This window comes from Rhodothermales bacterium (assembly GCA_041391505.1).
Classification (GTDB): domain Bacteria; phylum Bacteroidota; class Rhodothermia; order Rhodothermales; family JAHQVL01; genus JAWKNW01.
Genome location: JAWKNW010000025.1, coordinates 59775 through 85068 on the forward strand (window position 1 = coordinate 59775; position 25294 = coordinate 85068).

Consider the following 25294-nt stretch of genomic DNA (forward strand, 5'->3'; position numbering starts at 1 on the left):
ATCGCGTTTCGCCGAAGATTTGCTTCATGCTCAACAGGTTTGCCATGTTCCACGTTTCCGCTTTTCACCGGCGCATGCGCCGGGCCGGCCTCGGTCTGCTGCTGCTCGGCCTCGCGGGGCCGGTTCGCGCACAGTCCATGCCCGCGATCGACGCGGCGGTCGAACGCCACACGCCGCAGATCGTCGCGCTCCGCCACCGCATCCACCAGAACCCCGAGTTGTCGAACCGCGAGCACGATACGGCCGCGCTGGTGGCCGAACACCTCCGCGCGCTCGGTTTCGACGAGGTGCGGACGGGCGTGGCCTACACGGGCGTCGTGGGCGTGCTCCGCGGCGGCCGGCCCGGCCCGGTCGTCGGCGTCCGGGCCGACATGGATGCGCTGCCGGTGACCGAGGCGACGGGGCTGCCCTTCGCTTCGACGAAACGCGCCGTTTATGGCGGGCAGGACGTGGGGGTGATGCATGCGTGCGGGCACGACATCCACACGAGCGTGGGGATGGGCGTGGCGAGCGTGCTGGCGGACATGAAGGCGTCGCTTCCCGGTACGGTCGTGTTTCTGTTTCAGCCGGCGGAAGAGGGTCCACCCGAGGGCGAAGAGGGCGGCGCGCCGCTGATGATCAAGGAGGGCGCGACGGCCGATCCGCGTCCCGAGGCGGTTTTCGCGCTGCATGCCTTGCCGTCGCTCGAGGTGGGCCAGGTCGGCTTCACGTTCGGCCCCGCGATGGCGGCGGCGGACCAGTGGTCGGCGCGCATCATCGGCCGCCAGGCGCACGCCGCGCAGCCGCAGGAGTCGGTGGACCCGATCGTCACTGCGGCCCAGGTGGTGCTGGGGCTGCAGACGATCCGCTCGCGCAACCTGTCCGGCCTGGACGATGGAGTGATCACGGCCGGCATCATCCGGGGCGGGGAGCGCAGCAACATCATCCCGTCCGAAGTATACCTCGAAGGCACCGTGCGAACCTTCGATCCGAAGGTGCAAGACCTCATCGAGCGCCGGATGCGCGAGGTGATCGAACACACTACGGCGGCCGCCGGCGGGACCTACGAATTTATCTACGATCGCGGGCTGCCCGTCACGGTCAACGACCCGCAACTGGGCGAGCAGATGCTGCCTGCGCTGAAACGCGCCGTCGGCGACGAAAACGTCCAGATCCTTCTGCCAAGCAGCGGCGCCGAGGATTTCTCCTATTTCGCGCAGCAGGCGCCCGGCTTTTTCTTCCGGCTCGGCACCACCCGGCCCGGCACGACCTCGGGTGGATTGCACACGCCCACCATGACGGCGGACGATGGCGCCATCCCCGTGGGCATCCGCGCGATGACGACGCTGGTGCTGGATTATTTGCAGGGCCGGTGAGGCAGACCGGTCTTGCCCGGTCTCGTCCGCTCGTGTAGTTTGCCCGCTCGTTGTCCGATCCCTGATTCCGGAATCCCCATGTCCCGTTACCCGAATGTCGCGCTGTTCGTCCTGTCCCTCTGGCTCGTGTCCGCGAGCCAGGCCCAGCCGGTGGTGCTGAAAGCCGCGCGCCTGCTCGACGTCGAAACCGGCCGGCTCGTAGCGCCTGCCGCGCTGGTCGTCGAAGACGGGCGGATCGCTGCCGTAAACGCGGCGCGGATCCCTGCCGGCGCGGAGGTGATCGACCTCGGCGACATGACCCTGCTCCCGGGGCTGATGGATATGCACACCCACCTGACCTTCGCGCTGGAGGGCGACTGGGTGCACGACGGCGTCGTCAAGACGCCGGCGGACCTCGCGCTGATGGGGGCCTACAACGCCCGCAAGACGCTGATGGCCGGCATCACGACGGTGCGCGACGTCGGGTCCGTCGGCTTTGCAGACGTGTCGCTCGCCCGCGCCATCGACGCCGGCCAGGTCGACGGCCCAAGCATCTTCCCCGCCGGCCACTCGATCGGCATCACGGGCGGGCACTGCGATGCCACCGGGTATGCGCCGGGGATTCTGGAAAGCGGACCGGAAGCCGGCATAGCCGACGGGCCCGACGAGGCGACGAAGGCGGTACGTTATCAGATCAAACACGGCGCGAAGGTCATCAAGATCTGCGCGACGGCCGGCGTGCTGAGTTTCGAGGGGCCCGTCGGGGCGCAGCAGTTGAGCGCGGAGGAGATGCGCGCGATCGTCGAGGAAGCCGGCCGGCACGGCCTCAAGGTGGCGGCGCACGCGCACGGATCGGATGGCATCCTGGCGGCGGTGCGCGCCGGCGTGGCATCCATCGAACACGGCTCGATCCTCACCGACGAAATCATCGCCGAGATGAAGCAGCGCGGCACCTACCTGGTGCCCACCACCCATCTGGTCGATGCGATCGACATGGAGATGCTGCCGCCGCCGATCCGCAGGAAGGCGGAAGAGGTGACCCCCCTGGCGGTGGCGAGCCTGAAAAAGGCCATCGCCGCCGGCGTGCCGATCGCGATGGGCACCGACGCCACCGTGATGCCGCACGGCGACAACATGCTGGAATTCGTCGCGATGGTCGATCGGGGGATGGCGCCGCTCGAAGCCATTCGTTCGGGGACGACGCACGCGGCCGACCTGCTCGGCGTGGCCGACCGGGGCCGGCTGGCCGAAGGCCTCCGCGCCGACATCATCGCCGTGCGCGGCAACCCCCTGGAGGATATCCGGGCCCTGGAGACCGTGCCGTTCGTGATGAAAGGCGGCGTGGTCTATAAAAAGTAACCGCCGCCGGCCGACACCTTCCGCGCGGCGCCGCGTAGGCAGCACGACGACGGCGCGCGCCGCCGTCATCCTGCGACTTGTTATTACCGCACTTCGAATGCAGAAAGAACCCTGTGAGACGGCGGCGTTGCGCTACGCCTTCGACCGGTCGATTGACTACCTCGCCGGCCTCGACAGCGCCTCCGTAGGAACCACCGTTGCGGACGCCACGCTGCGCGAACGACTGGAACGGCCGCTTCCGGACGGCCCGATGGATCCCGTGGAGGTCGTGTCGGACCTCGTCGCCGGCGTCGAGGGCGGCCTCACCGCCAGCACGGGCGGCCGCTTTTTCGGCTGGGTGATCGGGGGCACGGTGCCGGCGGCGCTGGCGGCCGACTGGCTGACGTCCACCTGGGACCAGGTGCCCGGCGTTTACGCGGTGTCGCCCGCGGCGTCGATCGTGGAGGAGGTGTGCGGGGCGTGGCTGCTGGAGCTGCTCGGGCTGCCGGCGACGGCCAGCTACGCGCTGGTGACCGGCTGCCAGATGGCGCACGTGACATGCCTCGGCGCGGCCCGCAACGAGGTGCTGGCGCGGGCCGGGTGGGATGTGGAGGAACGCGGCCTGTTCGGCGCCCCGGCCATCCGCGTCGTCTCCGGCGCGCGGCGTCACGGCACCATCGAGCGGGCGCTGCGGATGCTCGGGATGGGGCGCGCCTGCCTCGTCGATATCCCGCTGGAGCCCGGCGCGCAGCTCACCGCCGGCGCGCTCGACGCCGTCCTGGCCGAGGCGCCCGGTCAGCCGACCATCGTCCTGCTCCAGGCCGGCGACGTGAACACCGGGGGCTTCGATCCCTTCGCCGACGTGATTCCGGTGGCGCACCGGCACGGCGCGTGGGTTCATGTGGACGGCGCCTTCGGTCTGTGGGCCGCCGCCAGCCCCGCCTACCGGCACCTGACCCGCGGCGTCGAGCAGGCCGATTCGTGGGCCACCGATGGCCACAAATGGCTCAACGTGCCGTACGACAGCGGCTACGCTTTTGTCACAAACCGGGAGGCGCATCATCGGTCGCTTTCGCACCACGCCAGCTACTTGCACAAGTCCACCGAAATCCGGGATGCGGTGGACTGGACGCCGGAGCATTCGCGTCGCGCGCGCGGCTTCGCCACCTATGCGGCGATACGCAGTCTGGGTAGGAGCGGCGTCGCCAGGCTGGTGGACGATGGCTGCCGGCATGCGCGCGCCCTGGTCGACGCCGCCGGCCGGCTCCCCGGCGTGGAGGTCGTCCAGCGCCCGATCATCAACCAGGGCATCCTGCGTTTCCTGGACCCGGCCCCGGGCGCCACGGAGGCCGACCACGACCGCCGCACCGACGCCATCATGGCGGCCGTGATGGCCACGGGCGAGGCGCTGTTTACCGGGACACTCTTGTACGGACGACGGTGCATGCGCGTGTCGGTAAGCAGCTGGAAGACCACCGATGAGGATGTCCGCCGTGCCGTGCAGGCCATCGCCACGTGCCTCCGCGCGGCCGACTCGTAAGCATCCACCCATTCAGCCCCCCGAGGATACCATGGATTTTCACCTCGCCGACGGCATCGCCGTCCTGGAACGCACGCCCGGAACGCTGCGCGCGCTGCTGGCCGGGCTGCCGGCGGCCTGGTTCGAGGCGAACGAGGGCCCCGACACCTGGAGCCCGTTCGACGTGGTGGGGCATCTGTTGCATGGCGAGCGCACCGACTGGATTCCGCGGGCGCGGATCATCCTGGAGCAGGGCGCCGATCGGCGCTTCAAGCCGTTCGACCGCTTCGCGCAGTTCGAGGAAAACGCGGACGCGTCGCTGGAGGACCTCCTGCAGGCCTTCGAGCGCGCTCGACGCGACAGCCTCACGACGCTGACCGGCTGGACGCTGAGCGCCGCCGAACTCGACCTGGCCGGTGAGCATCCGGAATTCGGGGAGGTCACGCTGCGCCAGCTGCTGGCCACCTGGGTGGCGCACGACCTGAGCCATATCGCCCAGATCGGCCGCGTCATGGCCAAACAGTATCGCGACGCAGTCGGTCCGTGGCGCGCCTACCTCCCGATCATGGATCGATGAACGGCGCCGGCGGTTTTGTAATGGATCGAACCCAATCGTTGAGGGCATAGCCCATGAATCGTCATTCGATAGTGCTGCTCGTGTTTGTCCTGGCCGCCGGCTGCGCCGGCTCCCGCGGCGTAAAAGACGAGGTGACGGGCCTGCTGGCGCCCGGCGACGCCCGTCTTGCCTATGAGGCGGTCTCGCAGCCTGCCGTGCGCCGGTTTTCCCTCTGGATCGAACGCGACGCCGACCGGCAGTCGTTCGGCACACTGACCGAGACGATCCGCCGGACGTCCGACGGCGGGGTGGTCCGCGTCCAGCGTCTCGAGTCGCCCCGCGGCGTTCAGGTGGACAGCCTCAGCGCTTCCGCCACGTTCGCGCCGCGCACCCATCACTCCGTCAACCCGGCGCGGACCGTGGACCTGACCTACGGCCCACGCGCCGCCTCCGGCACCTTCACCAGCGTGGGCACGCCGGCCGTGGCGGTGAACGACCCCATCCCGGAGCCGGCCTTCGACTCGAACTTCATCGACCTCATCGCGCGCGCCGTGCCACTCACCCGGGGCTACGCCGCCAGCGTGCGCACCTACGAGCGAGCCTCGGATCAGCCGGAGGACACGGAGGTGTTCTACAGCGTGTGGGTCGGGGTTCAGGAACGGATCCTGGACCGTCTGGTAGTCGTGGTCTCGTTCGAGAAGGTCGGCGGGCCCGTGACCCGGTTGTTCGTCGACATGGAGACCCGGGCGCTCATCCAGCAGCGAACCGATGTGGCTCCGGGCGTGACGCTGGTGATCGAGCCGTCGGATTCATAGCGCGACCTTATGAAAGTCCACACGACCAATTACATCGACACATTTATCGAGATCGCCGAAGACGCGGAGGCCCTGGATGGGATCGTGCCGCCGGCGAGAGGCGACGCCAGGACCGTCGCGCAACTGCAATATGAGATGCTGGCCGATCGTCCGTACGCCTACACGTCGGACGACGTGCTCTTCACCGTGTATGCGACGCGCAAGGAGCTGTCCGACGACGAATTGGCGGAGCAGCGCGCCGCGTTTTTCTCGAAGGGTCAGCCGTCTTTCCGCGCGTCGCCGCTGACGAAGACGTACGGATGGGGCGTGCATAACGACAGCGAAGGCCGGATCGCGATCTATCCGGTGGGTAGCGAGGCCTATAACCGGTTTCTGGCCGACCCGTCGGTCAAGAAAGTGAAGGCCATGCGGTCGAAGAAAGGCTGATTCAGGGCGCGCCCAGGTACTTTTCGAGCGTCAGGGCGAGGTTGCGCTGACGCAGCATGCCGCCGCGGGCGACGATGATGCCGTTGGGGTCGATCAGGAAGGTGGACGGGTAGCTGTCGATCCGGAACGCCTCGACGACGGCGCGCCGGGCGGGGTCGTAATCGTACTGGATGATCTGCTTCCAGGCGAGGCCTTCGCGCTCGATGAAGGCGCGCAGGTCCGCCGGCGGGTCGTTGACGGAAATGGCCAGGATGTCGAACCGGTCGCGCGGATAGGCTTCGTAGGCCGCGCGCAGGAAGGGGACCTCCTTCCGGCACGGCGGGCACCACGTGCCCCAGAAATCGACGAGCACGTAGCGTCCGCGATATTCGGCGAGCCGCACCGGCCGGCCGCCCAGCGACGGCCCCTCGAAGTCGGGCGCCATGAGGCCGACCTGTACGCCGACGGCGACGGGCCCCGGCGCCGCGCCCGGATCGGGCTGGCAGGAGGACGCCAGCAGGAGCAGTGCGGCGGCCGCAAAAAAACGGGTGATTGAACGCGACATAGTTAAAATAAGCATGCTGCAAACACAATGCGGGACGATTGGGAGGATCCAATCCGGCACGTCATAGCCTGCATGTTCTACCCGGGATCAAAAAAAATTCCCCCCGCTGTCCCCGGCGGTCTTCTTCATTCGTCACAGCGGTGTATCGATCACCAATAAACAAACGAGACAACGGGATGAAAAACTTCATGCTGATCTTCAGGGGCCCCGACTACACCGAGGCCGCGTATACGGCCGAAGAAAGCCAGGCTGCGATGGGCAAGTGGTTTGCCTGGGTCGACGCGCTCAAGGCCCAGGACCGGTACGTGGCCGGCGAGGCGCTGATGCCGGGTGGGAAGACGGTCGGAGCCAACAACCACGTCACCGACGGACCCTTCGCGGAGTCCAAGGAGCTGGTCGGTGGCTTTTTTGTCATCCGGGCTACCGATGTCGATGACGCTGTCGCGCAGTGCGGCGGTTTCCCCGATTACGACATCGGCGGCAGTGTCGAGGTCCGCGAAGTCGTCGTATTCGACATGTGATGACGGCGGAACCGCACCGGGAGCTGGTCGACCATCTTTTCAGGCAGGAGCAGGGAAAGATGGTCGCCGTGCTCACCCGCATTTTTGGATTCGACCAGCTCGAGCTCGTCGAGGATGTCGTGCAGGATGCGTTCCTGAGCGCCTTGCGCGCGTGGCGCACCCGGCTGCCGGACAACCCCGGCGGGTGGCTGATGCAGGCCGCGAAGCACCGGGCGGTCGACCTGCTCCGGCGCGGCCAGCTCCAGATCCGGCACGCCGCCACGCAGGATCCGGCCGCGGTGGCCGTGGGCGTGAACGAGCTGTTTCACGCCAGCGAGATCTCGGACAGCCAGCTCCGGCTCATGTTCGCCTGCTGCCATCCGGTGCTGGAGGAGCGGGACCAGCTCGCATTCACCCTCCAGCTCGCGTCCGGCTTCGGCGTCCGCGAGATCGCCGCCGCCCTGCTCACCCGGCAGGAAACCATCAAGAAGCGGCTGCAGCGGGCGCGGTCGCGGATCAAGGAGGCCGGCGTCCGCCTCGCCATCCCCGCCGGCCCGGAGCTGAAGGCCCGGCTCGACGCCGTGCTCAAGGTGCTGTATCTGACCTTCAACGAGGGCTACCAGTCGTCGACGGCCGAGGAGGTCATCCGGCGCGACCTCTGCGCCGAGGCGATGCGCCTGACCAAGCTCGTGTGCGAGCACCCGGTGACGGATACGACGGACGCCAACGCCCTGCTCGCGCTCATGTGCTACCACGCCGCCCGGTTCGACAGCCGGCTCGGACCCGACAACGAGACCGTCCTGCTCGCCGACCAGGATCGGTCGAAGTGGGATCGCGAGCTGATCGGGGTGGCGCACTTCTACCTGTCGCGCTCCCGGCCGGACGAGGCGCCGTCGGTCTACGTGCTCGAGGCGGCCATCGCGGCGCAGCATGTCGTCGCGCCGGCGTACGCGGACACGTCATGGGCTACCCTGCTCACGCTGTACGATCTGCTGCTGCGCATAAAGCCTACGCACACGGTGCGGATGAATCGCGCCGTCGTGCTGGGCGAGATGGGCGACGGGCCGGCGGCCCTCGTCGCATTGCGGGCCCTGGACCCGAAGGAACTGGCGGGGCACGAACATCTATATCATTGCGTGGTGGCCCGGGTCTACGAGCGCATGGGCGACGAGCCGTCACGCCGTGAACACCTCGCCCTGGCGCTGGCCGCCGCGGTCCACGAGCGCGATCGCGCCCTCATCCGGAGCCGTCTGGCATCAAGCATACCCTAGTCCTATGCTGCCCCGATGAACGATCCCTATGATTTGCAACGATTCGTAGACGCCCAGGCGCCGTGTTACGATGCGGCGTTGCGCGAGCTTCGGGCCGGCGAGAAGCGGACGCACTGGATGTGGTTCGTCTTTCCCCAACTGCGGGGCCTGGGCCGCAGCGCGATGGCGCAGCGGTATGCCATCGGGTCCGCCGGCGAGGCGCGGGCCTACTGGGCGCATCCGGTGCTCGGGGCGCGGTTGCGCGATTGCACCGAGGCGGTGCTGGGCGTGAAGGACCGATCGGCGCACCGGATATTCGGGTTTCCCGACGACCTCAAGTTCCGGTCGTGCATGACCTTGTTCGACCGGGCGACGTCCGAGGCGCTTTTTACCGAGGCGCTCGTGCGTTACTTTGCCGGCGAACCCGATCCGCAAACGATAGCGGGTCTCCAGGCTGTGGAGTGATGCATGGAACCGGTATCTGAGACCTCTCCGTCTGTCGGGCTCCTGATCGTACACGGGATTGGTGAGCAGAAAGCCGGCGAGACGCGCGACAAGCTCGTGCACGGCCTGAGCAGGGCGTACGGCGACCGGCTGCGTGTTGCGGAGAGCGATCCGGTCGATCTCGAACTGGACGGCAAGACGGTGCGGCTCTACGAAGTCTACTGGGCCGATCTCCTGTCCGGCGACCGCGTCCGCGATTCGTTTCGATGGGGCGTCGTCCAGGCGCTGGGCTGGTTTCCGTGGCTCAACTGGAAACACGGTCTGCTGAAGCCGCCGCTCCATTCACGCGCGCTGATCCTGGCGTGGAGCGTCGTGCTGGTACCGGCGACGCTCTCGTTGTACCTGCTGTACCTCGGCGCCCGGTTTTTCGCGCAGCTGGGCCAGGAAGCGCTGGGTTCGGGCGAGAAACCCGTGGTGAGCGTCGAGCCCGGGGCCGGCCGGTGGGCGCGGCTCCGCGCCACGAGCAACGCCTACGCCGCCCAGGCGCGCGAGGGACGCACGCCGGTCGAGGATCTGCTCGACGGGTTCGCCGGCGACGTGACCAACTACATGGCGTCGCTCTGCGGGGCCGTCGATGCCGGGACGGATCTGGACGGCGCCGCCGGCGCCATCCTCCAGCGATTCTATCGCGCCGCCGCCGACGCCTGCGACGACGGGTGTGAAACGATCCAGATCCTCTCGCACAGCCTCGGCACCGTCGTCGCCTACCACGGCCTGACCGGTCGGCTTCTCGAACAGGCGGAGGGGGACCCCGGCGCGCGGCGCTACGACCTCATGGGGCGGCTGACCCGGCTCTATACGATCGGGAGTCCGCTGGAAAAAATCCGCTTCTTCTGGCCGTCCACCATCGCCGAAACCCCCGTGGGCACGCTGACGGCCCGGGGCGATACGATGGTTCTGGCCGCCGGCGGCGAGCCGGTCGAGGGCCGGTTCCGGTGGGACAACTTTTATCACCGCTTCGACAGGGTGTCGGGCCGGCTGAAACGATTCGATCACTGGGGCGCCGTGGTCAATCATGCCCTGAAAGGCGGCGGTGGCCTCGTGCGGTCGCACGTGATCTACGAGCAGTCGCCCGAATTTCTGGATGCGATCTCGGAGGGTCTCTTCGGGGCGCCGGCGGGGTACCGGCCCTCCCGCGCCGCTCGTCTGCGGGATGGACTCGTGTCGTCGCTCGAAAACCTCGGGTTGCCGATCGGCATGATGGTGCCGCTGCTGTTCGGCATCGTGCTGGGGGTGGCCGTCGCGCTGGTGCCCGGGTATCTCCTGTCCCTGCCAGTGCGCTGGCTGGGGTTTGATAGCTGGGTCGGGGTCGTCCAGGGGGTGCCGGCGGTGTTGATGGGGATATCGATCCTCTATGCGGCGACGCTTGGCGGACTGCACAAGGCCGATGCCCTCCACGCGCGATGGACGCGCCGGGATGGATCCGCGGGGGCGTGAGCCGTATCTTGGATCGCGAGGTCCGTCGGCGCATGGCAGGCCCCGATAGCAAGGAATCAGAACGAAAGTAGCGCATAACCGTACGGGCCGGATGGACAAGGAGCGTGTATACTCGGAGCAGGAGATCGCCGCGATCTTCAAGCAGGCCGCCGAGGATTTCGAGGCGGTGCAACAAGGACGTCCGCAGCGCGGCGGGCTCACGTTGGCCGAGCTGCAGCGCATCGGCGCCGAGGCCGGCATCCCGCCGGCGTTCATCGCCCGCGCCAGCGCCGCCCTCGACGATCCCGTGCCCGAACCGGTCCGCACGACGATCTTCGGATTGCGGGAGGGCGCATCGCGCAGCATCGACCTGCCGGCCTCGTTTTCGGATGCCGACTGGGAGCGCCTGGTGGTGGATTTGCGGCGGACGTTTCAGGAAGCCGGCGAAGTGGTGCGCGACGGTTCGCTCCGTACATGGCAGAGCCCGTCGATGGAGGCCTACGTGGAACCGGCCGGCTCGGGGTATCGCCTGCGGATGCACACACGCAACGAAAACCTCAAATCCGGCTTCTGGGGCGGGGTGGCGCTCGTACTCGCCGGCCTGTTTATGGCCGTGCTTATCGCCGCGAAGGGGAAGCTGGGCGTGGACATGGGGGCGACGCTGATCCCGGTGTTTTTCGCGGCGGGCGGCGTCATCTGGTCGGCGATCGTCGGCATGATGCTTCCCCGGAAAACAGCCGAGCAGGACCGGCAGCTGGCCGCTATCGCCGCCGGCGTGTACGAACGGTTCGATACGCAGGAGCCCGTCGTTGATGCGGAGGGCGAGTCGATCCGTGTGGATCCGCTGCCGGAGCCGGAACCGCCTTCGGCCGCTCCGGAGCGCCGGCGGGCGCGCTCGTGAACCGCCGCGCCGCGCGCGATCGGCATCGGCGCTGCAGCCTCGATGCGACGGCACGGGTTCGGCGCGCATAAGGAACCGCGAAAAAGCCTCCTCCGTTCTCACGCGGCCCGGCCTACCCGCTTATCTCGGCCCGGGTATTCTCCCAACGTCGGAAGATCGTTTCATGCGCCTGTTGCCCATCGTGCTCGTCGCGGCGTGGTTTGCGCCCGTATCAACGCCGGTCTTTGCCCAGCAAGGGGCCGTCACGGATGAATCGTTCCTGCGCGCCGCGCTCGTGGTATACGCCTACGACCGGCTGGCGGCGGATTGCCGGGAGGCCGGCGGCTTCGAGGACGACGCGGTTGCCGCGATTGCCGGCTGGGAGGCGGCGAATGGCGTGGCTGGCGTCCGTGCGCGGCTGCCGGAATACGATGCGCACCCCGGGTATCGGGATCGGCTCGATGCGGGGGTGTCGAGCATCGTCGGGGCGATCACCGCGCAGGGGGTCGGTCCCTGCCTGGCCGTCGTGACGCTCATCAAGCTGCCCGACGCCCGGTTCGCGCCATTCGCCCCCGATGCGCCGGCTCCGGCCATGACCCCGCCGGCTCCACCCGCCCCTCCCGCCCCGGCAACCCCTCCCGCGCCGCCGGCGCCGGCCACGGCCGATCTGCTGGCGCGCATCGACCAGTTCGGGTTCGACACCCGCCCGAAAATGGGCATAGGCGGCTTCATCACGCTCGATATTTACCCCGTGGTGCTCCTTCGCTCCGGCGAGGCGCTCACCGACGTCACCGGCCTCTCGTTCGCCGGCGGCCTCGACGCGCACCGGCGCGCGTATCCGGAAGCCTGGACCCGCTGGCGAAAGACAGGGGGCGAACTGCAGCTCGAGAAGCGCGATGGATGGCAAAAGCTGCCGTTTCAAACGACGTACGGCGCGTTGCCGGCCGATCTGAAGCTTGACGGACTGTTCCGTTACCTCGGCGGCACAGGGACCCAGGCGGTCGGCGGCACGTCGACGGTGGCGGCCTACACCGAGTACCGGTTTACGAGCGACGGGCGCGTGCAGCGCGGCGGCGGGGCCGGCTCGACCGCGTCGGCGGGCGGCACGTCGGTCGTGTCCAGCCAGACCGCGCCCGCGCGGGCTGGTCGCTACAGCATCGACGGGCTCGTGCTTCGGATCCGGTACGACGATGGGTCGAGCGAACAGCACATCCTCATCACCGATCCCGCGGAGCCCGACGGAGCGATCTGGCTCGACGGCCTCGGGTACGTCCAGCGCGACCGGTAACGCGTGTGAATCCTGACGGGCGTTGACCCGTTGTACAGGGCTCCCTGCGCCGTCATCCCGCATCCCTTCGTCGCCATGCCGCTGCGCGTACCCCTGGCGACCGGCTGCTCTAAGCGCCGTGCCGGTCGTCCGATGCCGCATGCAGGATAGGCGGTCAAAGAAACGGTTTTTGGACAACATCCTGCATCTTGCGTCCCGCATCCATAGAGCGCTTCGCTGAAGTGCGCAACGCATTTACTTCGTGAAAGAAGCCACCCGGAAGCGCTGGATCGCGGTGTCGTCGTTCGCGGCGGTGCTCGCGATCAGTTTTGCCGCCACCGTACGACCCCACTGGTTCGGCTGGGTCGCCCGCATCCCCCTGGGAGACAAGATCGGTCACTTTTTTGTGTACGGCCTCCTCACGCTGGCCATCCTCTACTACGCCGGCACCACGCCGAGGCGGATCGGGTACGGCGTCCTCGGGATGCTCGTGTTCGTGAGCGCCGACGAGGCGTTGCAGGCGGTGCTGCCCACGCGCTCGTTCGACGGGTTCGACTACCTGGCCAGCGTGCTGGGCGTCGTGGCGTTTGCGTTCGGGTATATCTGGGCCATGCGACGGCGGTCGTAACGGGGGGACGGGTTGTGCCTTAAACCCGCGATACGTTACTTGAGAGCGATTTCCCGCCCTCAACCCCCAACCGCCATGGATCGTCGCGACGTCATCAAGGGTATCGGCCTCGGAGCCGCTGCCAGCGCCATGGGGCTGCGCCCCTCGCATGCAGAAGCCCTGGCTGCTCCCCCGCGCGGGCTACCGCCCGTACGCATCACCAACGTAAAAGCCATCGCCACGGCGCCGGACGGGATCGAGCTGGTCGTCGTGAAGGTCGAGACGGACGAGCCGGGGCTTTACGGCCTCGGCTGCGCCACCTTCCGGCAGCGGGCGCATTCCGTGGTGACGGCGGTGGACAAGTATCTCAAGGACTTCGCCGTCGGCCGTATCGCCGACGACATCGAGGACGTCTGGCAGACCGCCTACGTCAGCTCCTACTGGCGCAACGGCCCGGTGCTGAACAACGCGCTCAGCGGGCTCGACCAGGCGTTGTGGGACATCAAGGGCAAACGCGCCGGCATGTCGGTCTACCAGCTCCTCGGCGGCCGGTGCCGCTTCGCGGTGGACACCTACGCGCACGCCGGCGGCAGCACGCCCGAGGCCGTCGCCGCGCAGGTGAAGGGGTTCATGGACCAGGGCTTTCGTCACGTCCGCATCCAGCTCGGGGCGTACGGGGCGGCCAACCTGTCGGGCGAGCCGGATTTCAAGCGGCAGGGGTACGGCATGCCGGCGGACAGTTACATGGACCGGCACTACTACCTGAAGATGATCCCGGAGCTGTTCGCGCACGTCCGCGAGGTGTGCGGCGACCGCGTCGAACTCCTGCACGACATCCATGAGCGGCTCCAGCCCAACGACGCCATCAACCTGATCAAGGCGCTCGAACCCTATCGGCCCTTTTTTATCGAAGACCCGTTCTCCCCGGAAAACATCGGCTTTTTCCGGTTGCTGCGGCAGCAGACGAGCGTCCCGCTGGCGATGGGCGAGCTGTACAACAACCCCCATGAGTGGATCGGGCCGATGTCTGAGCGGCTGTTCGATTTCATCCGGATCCACATCTCGCAGATCGGCGGCATCACGCCGGCGATGAAGGTAGCGCGCCTCGGCGAGGCGTTCGGGGTGCGGACGGCCTGGCACGGGCCGGGCGACGTGTCGCCGGTCGGCCACGCCGCCAATGCCCACATCGACCTCGCCGTCTGGAATTTCGGCATCCAGGAGGCCGTGCGGTTCTCGGATCGCCTGCGCGAGGTGTTTCCCGGATCGCCGACGATGGACAATGGCTACATGATCGTCAACGAAGCGCCCGGTCTCGGGGTAGATATCGACGAGGCGGCTGCCGCCCGCTACCCCATCCCCGAAAAAGTAAACACCGACTGGACCCAGATCCGCGCGCACGACGGGACGCCGATCCGGCCCTGAACCGTTTTAAGTTGACGACCATGCGACGTTTCCAGGAAGGGCTCCTACCGCTCTGCCTTGTGCTGGTGATCGGCGCCTGCCGCACCCACGCCGGCGCAGACGTGGAACGCCCCAACATCCTCCTCCTCGTTGCCGACGACCTCGGGTACGCCGACCTCGGCATCTACGGAAGCGACATCCGCACGCCGAACATCGACGCCCTGGCCCGGCGCGGGATGCGGTTCACGCAGTTCCACACCGCGCCGATGTGCGCGCCCACCCGGGCGATGCTGCTCAGCGGCAACAACAACCATGTCGCGGGGATGGGGATACAGGGAGGTGGAAGCGGCGCGTTCGCCGGCATACCGGGGTACGAAGGGCACCTCTCCGATCGCGTGGCGCCCTTGCCCGGGCTGTTGCGCGATGCGGGATACCACACCTACACGGTGGGCAAATGGCACCTCGGCTACGAGCGGGACCAGAGCCCGATGGCGGCCGGCTTCGAACGGTCGTTCAACCTGCTGAACGGGGCCGGCAATCACTTCGATGCCGTCGGGTTTCATGAAGGCGGCTCGCGCTACCGCGAGGACGGCGAGGAGACGACGTACCCCACGGGGCGCTATTCGACGGACCTCTACACCGATCGGCTGATCGAATTCATCGCGTCCAACCGGGGCGACGGCCGGCCGTTTTTTGCGTTTGCCGCCTACACGTCGCCACACTGGCCCCTGCAGGTCCCTGCAGAGGAACTCGACCGGTACGCCGGCCGCTACGACCGGGGGTACGACGCGCTCCGGGAGGAACGCTTCGCCTCGCTGAAACGCGCCGGCATCGTGCCGGCGGACGCGACGCTGCCGCCCCGGAACGACGCCATCGCGCCGTGGGAGACGCTCTCGCCGGAGCGCCGGCGAGAGGAGTCGCGCAAGATGGAGCTGTACGCGGCGATGGTCGAGAACCTGGACGGGCACGTCGGCCGGCTTATCGACTACCTGAAGGCGAGCGGCCTGTACGACAACACGTTGATCGTGTTCATGGCCGATAACGGCGCCGCCGCCGAGGACTTCTACAACGTGGGCGAATTTCGCGACTACCTCCGGGCGCATTACGACAACCGCTACGAGAACATGGGGCAACCGAATTCCTTCGTCTCGTACGGACCTGCGTGGGCGGAAGCCGGCTCGGCGCCGTTCAGCCGGCACAAGGGCTACACGCGCGAAGGCGGCATCGTGGCGCCGATGATCGTGGCCGGACCGGGCGTCGCCTCGCAGGACGTCATCGACCGGAGCTATCTTACCGTGATGGATCTGGCGCCGACCTTCATCGAGATCGCCGGCGCCGCGTATCCCGCCGACGGATCCGCCCGTCCGATGCTCGGCGAAAGCGTCGCCGGCTACCTGGCCGGCCGCGCGGACCGGATTCATGACGAGGCGTATACCACCCTCGTGCTTCACGGCGGCCGCGCCTTCGTCCGGCAGGGCCGGTGGAAGCTGGTGACGCTGGAGCCGCCTTTTAGCGAGGAGGCCTTCGAGCTGTTCGACGTGGAGGCCGACCCGGGGGAGACGCGCAATCTGGCCGGCGAAGAGCCGGAGACCTACCGGGAATTGCTGGCGCTCTGGCGGACGAAACGCGCCGAACTCGGCATCGTGCTGCAGAGCGATCTGGCTTCACCGTGAGAAACGGTTGAGATTATCAGGACGTCAAACCCTTCAAAGTTTTACATTTAACTGTAACCTGTGCCTGTCCGGCTACGTCGGCAATCCGTATCTTGGACGGCGATTGACTGATCAGACTCGCTTTCTAACGCGTTATGTATACATCTGCATTCACCCGCCTGGCCTTTCTGGGGCTGGCGGTGTTCACGTTTTCCGCCTGCGCCACGTCGAGCCGGATGCCGGCCGAATCTTCCGCGCAAGCCGGGACGGCCTCCACGGCAGAACTCGAAGCCCTCTACCAGCAGCGTCTTGAGAGCGCCCGCTCCCGCTTCACCCAGGCGGATGTCGACTTCATGACCGGCATGATCGGGCACCACGCCCAGGCCCTCGTCATGACCGCGCTCGCGCCGACGAACGGGGCGAGCCCCGAAGTGGCCACCCTGTGCGCCCGGATCACCAATGCGCAGAAGGATGAGATCAAGACGATGCAGGGCTGGCTGCGGGACCGCGGGCAGCCCGTCCCCGAGGTCCACATCGACGGCCTGAACCTCATGATCCACGGCGCCGGCGACCACAGCCAGCACGATCATATGATGCCCGGCATGCTGACGCGGGCGCAACTGGAGGAACTGGCCGCGGCGCACGGGACCGACTTCGACCGCCTGTTTCTCAAATACATGATCCAGCACCACACCGGCGCCATCACGATGGTCGATACCCTCATCGCTACCGACGGCGCCGCGCAGGACGAGGCGGCCTTCAAGCTGGCTTCGGACATCAACGTGGATCAACAAACCGAAATCGCGCGCATGCAGCGCATGCTCGACGCCATTACAGAAGGCAATTGACTGTGTATCTACCCGGGCATCATGCCCGTCCACCCTTGACTCGTTGTTCCCAACTCAGATGGCTACCATGATAGGCACTGTCCTTACTCGTACCCTTACCCGATCACGCCGCGTCTCGTTATGGGCGGTGGTGATCGTCGCCGGAGCGCTCGGTCTTTCCGCGTGCTCCTCCAATAAACCCATGATGACCGACGCGCCGCCGGTGATGACCGACATGCCGGCAGCGACGACGCTCTCGACCACCGCGCCGAGCCCCGATCCCCGCGTGGGTCTCAAGGCCGGCCTCTTCGATGCCGGCGAGGCCATCTGGAACCTGAAGAAGGTCTCGGCGACGCCGCCGCCCCAGGCGTTCATCGGCGTCACCAACTCGGACCTCGCCTTCAAAGGCAACTACGTCTTCCAGGGGAACTACAACGGCGTCCAGATCTGGGATATCAGCAACCCGAGCAAGCCGACCCTCGCCAAGGAGTACGTCTGCCCGGCGTCCCAGAGCGACGTTTCGGTGTACGGCAACCTGATGTTCGTGTCGGGCGAGGGCCTCGGCGGCCGGCTCGACTGCGGCACGCAGGGCGTCCAGGAAGCCGTCAGCCCCGAACGACTCCGCGGCATCCGGATTTTTGATATCACCGATATCCAGAATCCCAAATACGTGTCGAACGTGCAGACCTGCCGCGGCTCGCACACGCATTCGGTACTGAAGGACCCGAACGACAACGACAATGTCTACGTCTACGTCTCGGGCTCCGCGCCGGTCCGCCCGTCCGAAGAGGTTCCGGGCTGCTCCTCCGGCATGCCGGACGAGAACCCCAACTCGGCCCTGTTCCGGATCGAGGTCATCAAGGTGCCGCTCGCTCATCCCGAGCAGGCCGCCATCGTCAGCTCCCCGCGCATCTTCGAAAACCTCGTCGAGCCGCCGAGCCACGGCCTCGCGCCGGACGACCTGGCTGAGCTGGAGCGCGCCCGCGCCGCCGGCGCGTTCATCGTCCACATCTTCGGACAGGATCGCGTGCTTCCGGACCGGTTCGTCGGCCCGATGCTCGACGAATTCGTGAAGCAGCGCGGCGGGACGGTCGCCACGGCCGCCGATACCGCGGCCTTCCGCGAGGCGCTTCCCGCCCTCGTTGCGCAGCGCTTCGGAGGCGGTGAGGAAGAAGAGAGCGACGGTCCGAAACCCGGCCCGACGCAGTGCCACGACATCACCCTCTACCCGGCCATCGGCATGGCCGGCGGGGCGTGCGAAGGCTACGGCCTCCTGCTCAACATCAAGGACCCCGCGAACCCGTATCGGATGGACGCCGTCGCGGATTCGAACTTCTCCTACTGGCACTCGGCCACGTTCAACAACGACGGCACGAAAGTCCTCTTCACGGACGAATGGGGTGGCGGCGGCCAGCCGAAATGCCGCGCCAACGACCCGAAGGAGTGGGGCGCGAACGCGATCTTCACCCTCGAAAACGGGAAGATGTCGTTCAAGAAATACTACAAGCTGCCGGCGGCCCAGACCGTTGAAGAAAACTGCGTCGCACACAACGGATCGCTTATCCCGATCCCGGGCCGCGACGTGATGGTGCAGTCCTGGTACCAGGGCGGCATCTCGATCTTCGACTGGACCGACCCGATGAAGCCGATCGAGATCGCTTACCACGACCGCGGCCCGGTCAATCCGGACCGGATGGAAATGGGCGGCAGCTGGTCGGTGTACTGGTACAACGGCCTGATCGTCAGCTCGGAAATCGCGCGCGGCCTCGACGTCTTCGAACTGACGCCGAGCGGGTTCATCTCGGCGAACGAGATTGCGGCGGCGAAGACTGTGCATCTGGACTACCTCAACGCGCAGGGGCAGCCGAAATTCACTTGGCCGGCGACGTTTTCGCTGGCGAAGGCGTACGTCGATCAGCTCGAGCGCTCCAACGGTCTCGGCGCGGCCCGCGTTACGGCCGTCCGCCAGGCCCTCGCGAAGGCGGAAGGCGCTTCGGGCAACGCCCGCCGCACCGCGCTGAACGCGCTCGCGACGGAGCTGTCCGGTGAAGCCGGCTCGTCCCGCGACGCCGCCAAGGTGCGCATGCTCGCCGACGCCGTGCGCAACCTCGCGTCCGCCGGCTGACGCGGAATCGGTTCAAGGTAGATGGTTCAAGGTTCAAGGTTGGGAGATCTGCCCTCCCTTGAACCTTGAACCATCCTCCTTAAACCCGTACACCCATGTCGAGCCTTCGTCAATGGATTCCCAAATTGCTGGTGGAATCCTTTTTTATTGTCTTCAGCATTCTGCTCGCGTTCGCGCTCAATGGATGGTGGGGAGCGCGTCAGCGGCAGGCGCTTGCCGATCGGGCGCTGACCGATTTCGTCCAGGAGATCCGGCAGAACAGGGAAAACCTCCAGGAGGTCATTCCCTATCACATCGATCTGCGCAAGAAATTTTCCGATATCGTTAATGCCGGGACGGTCCGCACATTTGCCGATCTCGACCAGCTGAACGGATTTCAGGGCTTCCGGCCGGCTTTTCTGACGACAACCGCCTGGGAGACGGCCATCGCCACGGGCGCGCTCACGGAATTGAAGTACGACGATGTCGCCGCGCTTTCAGAGCTCTATACCATGCAGGAGCGCTTCGTCGAAATCAGCATGCCTAACTTCATGCTGGGAAGCGGTTCGTTCTCGGATGCCAACATCAATTCCACGATGCTGACGGCCATGTTGTATCTGGGGGACGTGACGGCCGGCGAGGACAGGCTCACGAAGATCTACGATCGCGTGCTACAGCAACTCGGGGCCTCAGAGCAATGAGCAAGCGCTAACATGCACGCCAAAGCAGTCAGGTGTTTGCTGTTTCAGGTCAAGGTGCCAGGGTTTTTGCCGAGTGGTGTTTTTACCTGATCCGCGCCGTCATCCCGACCGGATCCCCGCACATGCGGGGAGAAGCGGAGGGACCTTCTGACTTTGGCTGTGCCATCCATCGGGAGGGCTCCGCTTCACGCCGATTTTTAAGGGCAGTCCGGTCGGGATGACGGGACGATGTTGATGCCTGCACCCGCACGCACCTACATCTCAGGAAACAGGAATACCTTGTCGACCACGTGGACCACGCCATTGCTCGCGTCGATCGTGGCAAGGATCCTGGCACCGTTCACGTAGGTGTCGTCACCCCGTTTTTCGACGCTCACGTATTGTCCCGTCGCCAGATAGATCTTCATGTTGGGGTTCAGGTTGGAATCCTTATATGTGCCGGGCGAAGCGTGCGAGGTGACGATCTTGGCCAGTTTCGATTTATTCTCCGGTTTCAGGAGTTCCTCTACGGTGCCGGCGGGCAGGGCGTCGAACGCGGCGTTCGTCGGGGCGAACACGGTGAGCGGGCCAGGGTTGACCAGGACGTGCTGCAGGCCGGCGGCATCGATCGCTGCCGCCAGCGTCGTGTGGTCGGGCGACGAGCGCGCGATCTTGAGGATGTTCATTTCCGACACGTTGTCGACGACGTTGGCCTGGCCCTGGTCCCTGAAATCGTCGTTGAAGGAAGCCTCGGGGGCGGCGGGCTGGCAGCCGGCCAGCACGATGGCGCCGGCCAGGTAAAGGGATGCGATGAAGGATGGATTGCACATGGCAATGTCTCGCCTTTTCGGTTGGAAGGTGCGTCCACGAAGAGGAGGCGAAAGCCGTATGCCGAGCGCCGGAGCGTGTGTTTATCGCCGCTTCGGGACCGGTGGCGCTGCGGCGTTGGATGTAATTAAGAGCACGTCAACCCGGTCTGTCAATCTATTTAAGACAAAATAGTATTAATTCTTATTTACTCCATAGTTTGCCATTGAGCGCCAGAGAAGGGCGTTGCGACGGGGCGCTTCGTATCTTGTCCTCCCGAACCAGCCCCAGCCTGCCGTGGCCGAACCGCTCAAGAATCAGTTTGGTGCAGACAAGCCGGCCACGATCGCCGGCATGATCGCGAACGTGTATCCGCCGTTCGATGTAGACGCCTTCCTGGCCGATGCGCTCGCCGGCTACGAGGCGCTCGACCTGACGCCGCGGGGCCGGCAGATTGCAGTGGCACTGCGCACCCATCTGCCGGCCGACTATGAGGAGGCGGTGGACATACTGATTGCTTCGCTCGGCCCGAAGCTCGCGTCCACCGAGTCGTTCGGGATGGCTCCGTTTCTGTACCTGCCGCATGTCACCTTCGTGGCGACCTACGGGGTCGATCACTTCGAGTCGTCGATGCGCGCGCAGTACGAACTCACGCAACGATTCTCGGCCGAGTTCAGCATCAGGGCTTTTCTAATCGCGCACCCTGAGGCGACGCTCGCGCGGCTGCGCGCCTGGGTGGACGATCCGAGTCCGCACGTGCGGCGCCTCGTTTCCGAGGGCACGCGGCCCCGGCTGCCCTGGGCGCAGCGGCTGCCGGCCTTTCAGCAGGACCCGCGTCCGGTGCTGGCGCTGCTGGAACGCCTGAAGGATGATCCGGAGCTGTACGTGAGGCGCTCGGTGGCGAACAACCTCAACGATATCGGGAAGGATCACCCGGCGCTGCTGGTGGATACCGCCCGCCGGTGGATGGCGGATGCGAGCGAGCAGCGTGCCTGGGTCGTCCGGCATGCGCTACGATCGGCCGTGAAGCGCGGCGACCCGGAGGCCCTGTCGATTATCGGATTCGACGGCGCCGCGGAGGTGCGAATCGAAAACGCGCGGATGGAGCCGGAAGCGCCGGCGATCGGCGAGACGGCGTATGTGGCCTTCGACCTCATCCATGCGGGAGCCGATGCGCAACGCATTTTAGTGGATTATTGCGTTCATTACGTGAAGGCGAACGGGAAAACGAGTCCGAAAGTATTCAAGCTGAAAACCTTCGAACTCACCCCCGGGGAGCGCACCGCCGTACGAAAGGCGCTCTCGTTGACCCAGTAAACGACGCGAACCCATTACCCCGGCCGGCATCGCATCGAGCTGCTCGTTAACGGGCATCGGTTGCCGCTTGTGGAATTCGATCTTCGGATGGCCTGATCGCACCGTCTGGGTGCACGTTACGGCAGACGCACGTGAAGCGCCCTATCTACGACATACCGCCCGATATCACGACGGCGCTGCGCGTAAGCGGACTGGAAGCGGCTTACCGGGCGCGACCTCCCTATCAGCGCAACGACTACGTCGGCTGGATCACGCGCGCCAAAAGGGAGGCGACGCGCCAGAAACGCCTCGCGCAGATGCTCGCGGAGCTGGAGCGCGGGGATACGTACATGAACATGCCCTACAACGCCAGAAAAGCATGAGATCGCGGATGCCTGTCAAGCCGTTTCTTGTCGGTGCGGTGTGCCTTTTCGGGCTCGCCGGCTCGCTGTTCGCGCAGGATCGCGTGGTGCGGTTGTACGAGGGGGCCGCGCCCGGCTCGGAACAATGGTACTGGCAGGAAGGGGAGAGCGCCGTCAACGGATTCAACACACACCTCGTCTACAACGTCGTCAATCCGGAGGTGTGGGTTTTTCTGCCGGACCCGCAGCTCGCCACCGGCGCGGCCATGATCGTGGCGCCGGGCGGCGCGTTCCATATCCTGTCCATCGATAACGAGGGCACGGACGTCGCCCGGTGGCTTAACGAACGCGGGATCGCGGCCTTTGTCCTCAAATACAGGCTTGCGCGGAGCATGACCGACGACCCGGTCCGGGAGTTATCCGCCAGGATGGCCGATTTCGACGAGCTGGACCGCGTCAACGCCCCGATCGTCCGCCTGGCGACGCAGGATGGACTGACGGCGATGCGACACGTCCGGGACCGCGCCGGCGCATACGGGATCGATCCGGCGAAGGTCGGCTTCATGGGCTTTTCGGCCGGCGCCACGCTGACCCTCTCCGTCGTTCAGTCCGCCGACGACGCCAGCCGGCCCGATCTGGTCGCGCCCATCTATCCCTACGAACGGGCGATCATCGGCGAGGGCATTCCCGCCGCGAGAACGCCCATCTTCATCGCCGCCGCCAGCGACGACCAGCTCGGGCTGGCGCCGCACAGCGTCTCGATCTACAGCGCGTGGCTGGCAGCCGGCCAGCCGGCGACCCTCCATATGTACGAACGGGGCGGGCACGGCTTCGGGATGCGGCGTCAGGATGCGCCTTCCGACCGATGGACCGCGGCGTTCGGCGACTGGCTCGTAACACAGGGGTGGGCGACGACCACTCCGCATTGAGGCACCGCCATGAACCCTGCAAAAGTCGATCGCGCCCGTCTCCACAAACTCACCGACCTCCCCAACGTCGGCAAGGCCTTCGCCGGCGATCTGGTGCTGCTGGGCATCACATCGCCCGAACAGCTCGTCGGCGCGGACCCGCTCGACCTGTACGATCGGCTGACCGACCTGACCGGGACGTATCAGGATCCCTGCGTGCTCGATACCTTCATGTCGCTGACCCGGTTCATGGCCGGCGAGCCGGCGAGGCCCTGGTGGGATTTTACCCGGGAGCGGAAGCAGTGGCTGCGACAACTCGGGCGATGAGTCCCGCGCGCATCTTGTACCCTACGATTTCCTGTTTTGCCGGCATTCCGCCGATACGAACCGCATGCGATCGAACCGCCTCACACACATCGGCCTGATGGGCCTCACGCTGATCCTGTCGGCCGGCTGTGCTTCACTGCGCGATGCCGCCGACGCGGGGGTGTCCCGCGCGGTGCCGGCGACGCCCGACCCGGCCGCTCGTTACGTGATCTACCTGCACGGGCGGATCATCGAGGAGGAAGGCGAGCGGCCGACGTCGCCCCGGTACGGCACGTACGAATACCGCGACGTGCTGCGCGCCCTGGCGAGGCCGGGGCTGCACGTCATCAGCGAGCGCCGGCCGGCCGGCACGGACATGGACGTCTACGCCGGCAAGGTGCTCGCGCAGATCGCCGCGTTGCGCGCGGCCGGCGTGCCGGCGGACCGCATCACCGTGGTCGGGTTCTCGAAAGGTGGCGGCATCGCGGTGCGGGTGGCGGCCCGCAATGAAGAATCCGATCTCCGCTTCGTCTTCCTGGCGGCGTGCGGCGACTGGGCTTTTGTGCCGGAGGTGCAGGTCGCCGGCCGCATCCTTTCGATCAATGAAGCGAGCGACGACCTGGTCGCTCCGTCCTGCGAACCGCTCTTCGCCCATGCGCGGCAGGTGCCCGAGCACGACGAGATCCGCATCGAAACCGGCCAGGAACACGGGGCCTTCTATCGCCCTAACCCGGTCTGGGTGAATCCCGTCACCGCCTGGGCGCTCGGCGTCTACAGCCAGCCGTGATACCGGATCTCGCCATCGAGGCGCTCGATCTGGCGACGGCCGGCGAAAGACTTCGCGCGCTACGGGTGCTATTGCGGGACGCGATCGACGACGGGGCGTCCGTCGGGTTTCTGGCGACGGCGACCGACGAGCAGATCGACGCGTACTGGCGACAGGCGCTCGAAGAGGTAGCCGTCGGCCGGCGCGTTGTTTTCGCGGCCCTGCGGGGTGCGCAGGTCGTGGGATCCGTCCAGCTGGTATTCGCCGCGCAGCAAAATGCGCCGCATCGGGCCGAGGTGCAGCGTCTGCTCGTGTTGCGCAGCCAGCGCCGGGCCGGCATCGGTCGGTGTCTGATGGCCGCCCTGGAGCGGGCCGCTCTGGATAGAGGGTATTCGCTGTTGGTGCTCAACACGCGCGCCGGCGATCCGCCCGAAGCGCTGTACCGATCGATCGGCTACGAGCCGATCGGCCGGGTGCCCGGGTTTGCGCTGAATCCGGATGGCACGCCGAACGATACGATGTTGCTCTATAAACGGCTCTCTGGCGCATGACCCCCGCAGCGGCCGGTCGGCTGGGCGAATCCCGTTTCGCGTCCGCGTATCGCCGTCCTGCGCCACGTTGGATTACGCTATTGTGAATTGTAGCTCGTGCCGGCGAGGGTTCGCCGCAGCGCCTTGCATTTGGGATGATGTGTTAATTAGTCTGTGTGCCAACACAGATAGGCGCAATGGTATGGAATGTGCAGCAGAAGGGCACGAAGACCCACAGCCACGGCGTCGAGGTACCGAGGCCCCGGATGGCAGTGCGTGTGGGCATGATACCGGTCGAAGAAGTCACTGCGAGTAGTAACGGCAGCCACGTTGAATTCGATACCCCTGTCCAGTATCCCCCCAGCCGATGACGCCGAGGCGCCGTCGGTATGCGTTCCGTTTGTCCGGCGGGCCGTACAGGTGTGGGCGATGCTGGTGCTGGTCTGCTGGACGGTGCCGGGGCTCGTCGCGACCGCCCAGGATACGGCCGGCGTGGACGCCGGCGCCTGGTCGATGGCCGGCAAGTTTTTCATGCGGCAATTCGGCAACGATGTCTACCGTGCGGACCGGCAAAACTGGGACATCGTCCAGGATGCGCATGGCCTGATGTATTTCGGCAACAACCACGGCGTGCTCGAATACGACGGCATCGAATGGGCGTTGATCCCCATCGCCAACAACTCGGTGGTGCGGTCGCTG

27 protein-coding genes are annotated in these 25294 nt (G+C 66.4%); 25 read left to right on the forward strand and 2 right to left on the reverse strand.

The genetic code is table 11. The annotated features are described in order from the left end of the window. Positions 1–44: 44 nt before the first annotated feature. The 6 genes from R2834_19635 to R2834_19660 all read left to right on the forward strand — a co-directional run bounded on the left by R2834_19635 (position 45) and on the right by R2834_19660 (position 5988). On the forward strand, positions 45–1355 hold the full coding sequence (locus tag R2834_19635) for an amidohydrolase (protein ID MEZ4702555.1): 1311 nt from the start codon (positions 45–47) through the stop codon (positions 1353–1355). Between the two features lie 78 nt (positions 1356–1433). Further along, the gene (locus R2834_19640) at positions 1434–2693 is read left to right on the forward strand and encodes an amidohydrolase family protein (protein ID MEZ4702556.1); all 1260 of its coding nucleotides are present in this window, start codon (positions 1434–1436) and stop codon (positions 2691–2693) included. Between the two features lie 97 nt (positions 2694–2790). After that, positions 2791–4212 (forward strand): pyridoxal-dependent decarboxylase, encoded by a 1422-nt coding sequence (locus R2834_19645; GenBank protein ID MEZ4702557.1) that lies wholly within the window; start codon positions 2791–2793, stop codon positions 4210–4212. A 31-nt stretch (positions 4213–4243) separates the two neighbouring features. Further along, positions 4244–4768 (forward strand): DinB family protein, encoded by a 525-nt coding sequence (locus tag R2834_19650; protein ID MEZ4702558.1) that lies wholly within the window; start codon positions 4244–4246, stop codon positions 4766–4768. A gap of 53 nt (positions 4769–4821) precedes the next feature. Then, positions 4822–5562, forward strand: coding sequence for a hypothetical protein (locus R2834_19655; protein MEZ4702559.1), 741 nt, complete (start codon positions 4822–4824; stop codon positions 5560–5562). Between the two features lie 9 nt (positions 5563–5571). Next, positions 5572–5988 (forward strand): DUF6157 family protein, encoded by a 417-nt coding sequence (locus R2834_19660; GenBank protein MEZ4702560.1) that lies wholly within the window; start codon positions 5572–5574, stop codon positions 5986–5988. Between the two features lies 1 nt (position 5989). Here the strand turns inward: R2834_19660 and R2834_19665 are convergent, their stop codons facing one another. Beyond that, complete coding sequence (locus tag R2834_19665; protein ID MEZ4702561.1) at positions 5990–6532, reverse strand: TlpA disulfide reductase family protein; 543 nt, start codon at positions 6530–6532, stop codon at positions 5990–5992. 176 nt (positions 6533–6708) lie between these two features. Here R2834_19665 and R2834_19670 point away from each other — a divergent pair, with 176 nt between their 5' ends. The 12 genes from R2834_19670 (at position 6709) to R2834_19725 (ending at position 19641) form a co-directional block, all read left to right on the forward strand. Then, complete coding sequence (locus tag R2834_19670) at positions 6709–7053, forward strand: YciI family protein (GenBank protein MEZ4702562.1); 345 nt, start codon at positions 6709–6711, stop codon at positions 7051–7053. After that, positions 7053–8303: a sigma-70 family RNA polymerase sigma factor gene (locus R2834_19675; protein ID MEZ4702563.1), complete on the forward strand. Its 1251-nt coding sequence runs from the start codon at positions 7053–7055 to the stop codon at positions 8301–8303. Before R2834_19670 ends, R2834_19675 begins: the two co-directional genes overlap by 1 nt. Before the next feature lie 33 nt (positions 8304–8336). After that, entirely contained in the window at positions 8337–8747 is a 411-nt protein-coding gene (locus R2834_19680) for a DUF1810 domain-containing protein (GenBank protein ID MEZ4702564.1), read from the forward strand. 3 nt (positions 8748–8750) lie between these two features. Beyond that, positions 8751–10223: a hypothetical protein gene (locus R2834_19685; GenBank protein ID MEZ4702565.1), complete on the forward strand. Its 1473-nt coding sequence runs from the start codon at positions 8751–8753 to the stop codon at positions 10221–10223. A gap of 91 nt (positions 10224–10314) precedes the next feature. Next, the gene (locus R2834_19690) at positions 10315–11103 is read left to right on the forward strand and encodes a hypothetical protein (protein ID MEZ4702566.1); all 789 of its coding nucleotides are present in this window, start codon (positions 10315–10317) and stop codon (positions 11101–11103) included. 163 nt (positions 11104–11266) lie between these two features. Beyond that, entirely contained in the window at positions 11267–12370 is a 1104-nt protein-coding gene (locus tag R2834_19695) for a hypothetical protein (protein MEZ4702567.1), read from the forward strand. A gap of 241 nt (positions 12371–12611) precedes the next feature. Next, entirely contained in the window at positions 12612–12977 is a 366-nt protein-coding gene (locus tag R2834_19700; protein ID MEZ4702568.1) for a VanZ family protein, read from the forward strand. A 75-nt stretch (positions 12978–13052) separates the two neighbouring features. Beyond that, positions 13053–14378, forward strand: coding sequence for an enolase C-terminal domain-like protein (locus R2834_19705; protein MEZ4702569.1), 1326 nt, complete (start codon positions 13053–13055; stop codon positions 14376–14378). Positions 14379–14398: 20 nt separating this feature from the next. Further along, positions 14399–16030, forward strand: a complete 1632-nt coding sequence (locus R2834_19710; protein ID MEZ4702570.1) for an arylsulfatase — start codon at positions 14399–14401, stop codon at positions 16028–16030. 134 nt (positions 16031–16164) lie between these two features. Next, complete coding sequence (locus R2834_19715) at positions 16165–16857, forward strand: DUF305 domain-containing protein (GenBank protein ID MEZ4702571.1); 693 nt, start codon at positions 16165–16167, stop codon at positions 16855–16857. 181 nt (positions 16858–17038) lie between these two features. Further along, entirely contained in the window at positions 17039–18961 is a 1923-nt protein-coding gene (locus R2834_19720) for a hypothetical protein (GenBank protein ID MEZ4702572.1), read from the forward strand. Between the two features lie 95 nt (positions 18962–19056). Continuing rightward, positions 19057–19641, forward strand: a complete 585-nt coding sequence (locus R2834_19725) for a hypothetical protein (GenBank protein MEZ4702573.1) — start codon at positions 19057–19059, stop codon at positions 19639–19641. A 254-nt stretch (positions 19642–19895) separates the two neighbouring features. Here the strand turns inward: R2834_19725 and R2834_19730 are convergent, their stop codons facing one another. Beyond that, the gene (locus R2834_19730) at positions 19896–20450 is read right to left on the reverse strand and encodes a fasciclin domain-containing protein (GenBank protein ID MEZ4702574.1); all 555 of its coding nucleotides are present in this window, start codon (positions 20448–20450) and stop codon (positions 19896–19898) included. Between the two features lie 274 nt (positions 20451–20724). Between R2834_19730 and R2834_19735 the strand changes: the two genes are divergently transcribed. The 7 genes from R2834_19735 to R2834_19765 all read left to right on the forward strand — a co-directional run. Beyond that, positions 20725–21744 (forward strand): DNA alkylation repair protein, encoded by a 1020-nt coding sequence (locus R2834_19735; GenBank protein MEZ4702575.1) that lies wholly within the window; start codon positions 20725–20727, stop codon positions 21742–21744. A 131-nt stretch (positions 21745–21875) separates the two neighbouring features. Further along, complete coding sequence (locus R2834_19740; GenBank protein MEZ4702576.1) at positions 21876–22106, forward strand: YdeI/OmpD-associated family protein; 231 nt, start codon at positions 21876–21878, stop codon at positions 22104–22106. 8 nt (positions 22107–22114) lie between these two features. After that, entirely contained in the window at positions 22115–23014 is a 900-nt protein-coding gene (locus tag R2834_19745) for an alpha/beta hydrolase (GenBank protein ID MEZ4702577.1), read from the forward strand. Positions 23015–23023: 9 nt separating this feature from the next. Beyond that, entirely contained in the window at positions 23024–23320 is a 297-nt protein-coding gene (locus tag R2834_19750; GenBank protein ID MEZ4702578.1) for a helix-hairpin-helix domain-containing protein, read from the forward strand. 64 nt (positions 23321–23384) lie between these two features. Beyond that, positions 23385–24086 (forward strand): alpha/beta hydrolase, encoded by a 702-nt coding sequence (locus R2834_19755; protein ID MEZ4702579.1) that lies wholly within the window; start codon positions 23385–23387, stop codon positions 24084–24086. Continuing rightward, entirely contained in the window at positions 24083–24616 is a 534-nt protein-coding gene (locus tag R2834_19760) for a GNAT family N-acetyltransferase (protein ID MEZ4702580.1), read from the forward strand. The genes R2834_19755 and R2834_19760 overlap by 4 nt, the downstream gene beginning before the upstream one ends. 309 nt (positions 24617–24925) lie before the next feature. Then, the coding region (locus R2834_19765) for a hypothetical protein (protein MEZ4702581.1) at positions 24926–25294 on the forward strand (369 nt) is incomplete at its 3' end.

Excerpts from the sequence above, each read along its gene's own strand:
- R2834_19675 (MEZ4702563.1), top strand. The coding sequence starts at position 7,053 with ATGACGGCGGAACCGCACCGGGAGCTGGTCGACCATCTTTTCAGGCAG.
- R2834_19685 (MEZ4702565.1), top strand. The coding sequence starts at position 8,751 with ATGGAACCGGTATCTGAGACCTCTCCGTCTGTCGGGCTCCTGATCGTA.
- R2834_19750 (MEZ4702578.1), top strand. The coding sequence starts at position 23,024 with ATGAACCCTGCAAAAGTCGATCGCGCCCGTCTCCACAAACTCACCGAC.
- R2834_19695 (MEZ4702567.1), top strand. The coding sequence starts at position 11,267 with ATGCGCCTGTTGCCCATCGTGCTCGTCGCGGCGTGGTTTGCGCCCGTA.
- R2834_19665 (MEZ4702561.1), bottom strand. The coding sequence starts at position 6,532 with ATGTCGCGTTCAATCACCCGTTTTTTTGCGGCCGCCGCACTGCTCCTG.
- R2834_19710 (MEZ4702570.1), top strand. The coding sequence starts at position 14,399 with ATGCGACGTTTCCAGGAAGGGCTCCTACCGCTCTGCCTTGTGCTGGTG.
- R2834_19690 (MEZ4702566.1), top strand. The coding sequence starts at position 10,315 with ATGGACAAGGAGCGTGTATACTCGGAGCAGGAGATCGCCGCGATCTTC.
- R2834_19745 (MEZ4702577.1), top strand. The coding sequence starts at position 22,115 with ATGCCTGTCAAGCCGTTTCTTGTCGGTGCGGTGTGCCTTTTCGGGCTC.
- R2834_19640 (MEZ4702556.1), top strand. The coding sequence starts at position 1,434 with ATGTCCCGTTACCCGAATGTCGCGCTGTTCGTCCTGTCCCTCTGGCTC.
- R2834_19730 (MEZ4702574.1), bottom strand. The coding sequence starts at position 20,450 with ATGTGCAATCCATCCTTCATCGCATCCCTTTACCTGGCCGGCGCCATC.
- R2834_19660 (MEZ4702560.1), top strand. The coding sequence starts at position 5,572 with ATGAAAGTCCACACGACCAATTACATCGACACATTTATCGAGATCGCC.
- R2834_19725 (MEZ4702573.1), top strand. The coding sequence starts at position 19,057 with ATGTCGAGCCTTCGTCAATGGATTCCCAAATTGCTGGTGGAATCCTTT.
- R2834_19705 (MEZ4702569.1), top strand. The coding sequence starts at position 13,053 with ATGGATCGTCGCGACGTCATCAAGGGTATCGGCCTCGGAGCCGCTGCC.
- R2834_19650 (MEZ4702558.1), top strand. The coding sequence starts at position 4,244 with ATGGATTTTCACCTCGCCGACGGCATCGCCGTCCTGGAACGCACGCCC.
- R2834_19720 (MEZ4702572.1), top strand. The coding sequence starts at position 17,039 with ATGATGACCGACGCGCCGCCGGTGATGACCGACATGCCGGCAGCGACG.
- R2834_19715 (MEZ4702571.1), top strand. The coding sequence starts at position 16,165 with ATGTATACATCTGCATTCACCCGCCTGGCCTTTCTGGGGCTGGCGGTG.
- R2834_19645 (MEZ4702557.1), top strand. The coding sequence starts at position 2,791 with ATGCAGAAAGAACCCTGTGAGACGGCGGCGTTGCGCTACGCCTTCGAC.
- R2834_19635 (MEZ4702555.1), top strand. The coding sequence starts at position 45 with ATGTTCCACGTTTCCGCTTTTCACCGGCGCATGCGCCGGGCCGGCCTC.
- R2834_19755 (MEZ4702579.1), top strand. The coding sequence starts at position 23,385 with ATGCGATCGAACCGCCTCACACACATCGGCCTGATGGGCCTCACGCTG.
- R2834_19655 (MEZ4702559.1), top strand. The coding sequence starts at position 4,822 with ATGAATCGTCATTCGATAGTGCTGCTCGTGTTTGTCCTGGCCGCCGGC.
- R2834_19670 (MEZ4702562.1), top strand. The coding sequence starts at position 6,709 with ATGAAAAACTTCATGCTGATCTTCAGGGGCCCCGACTACACCGAGGCC.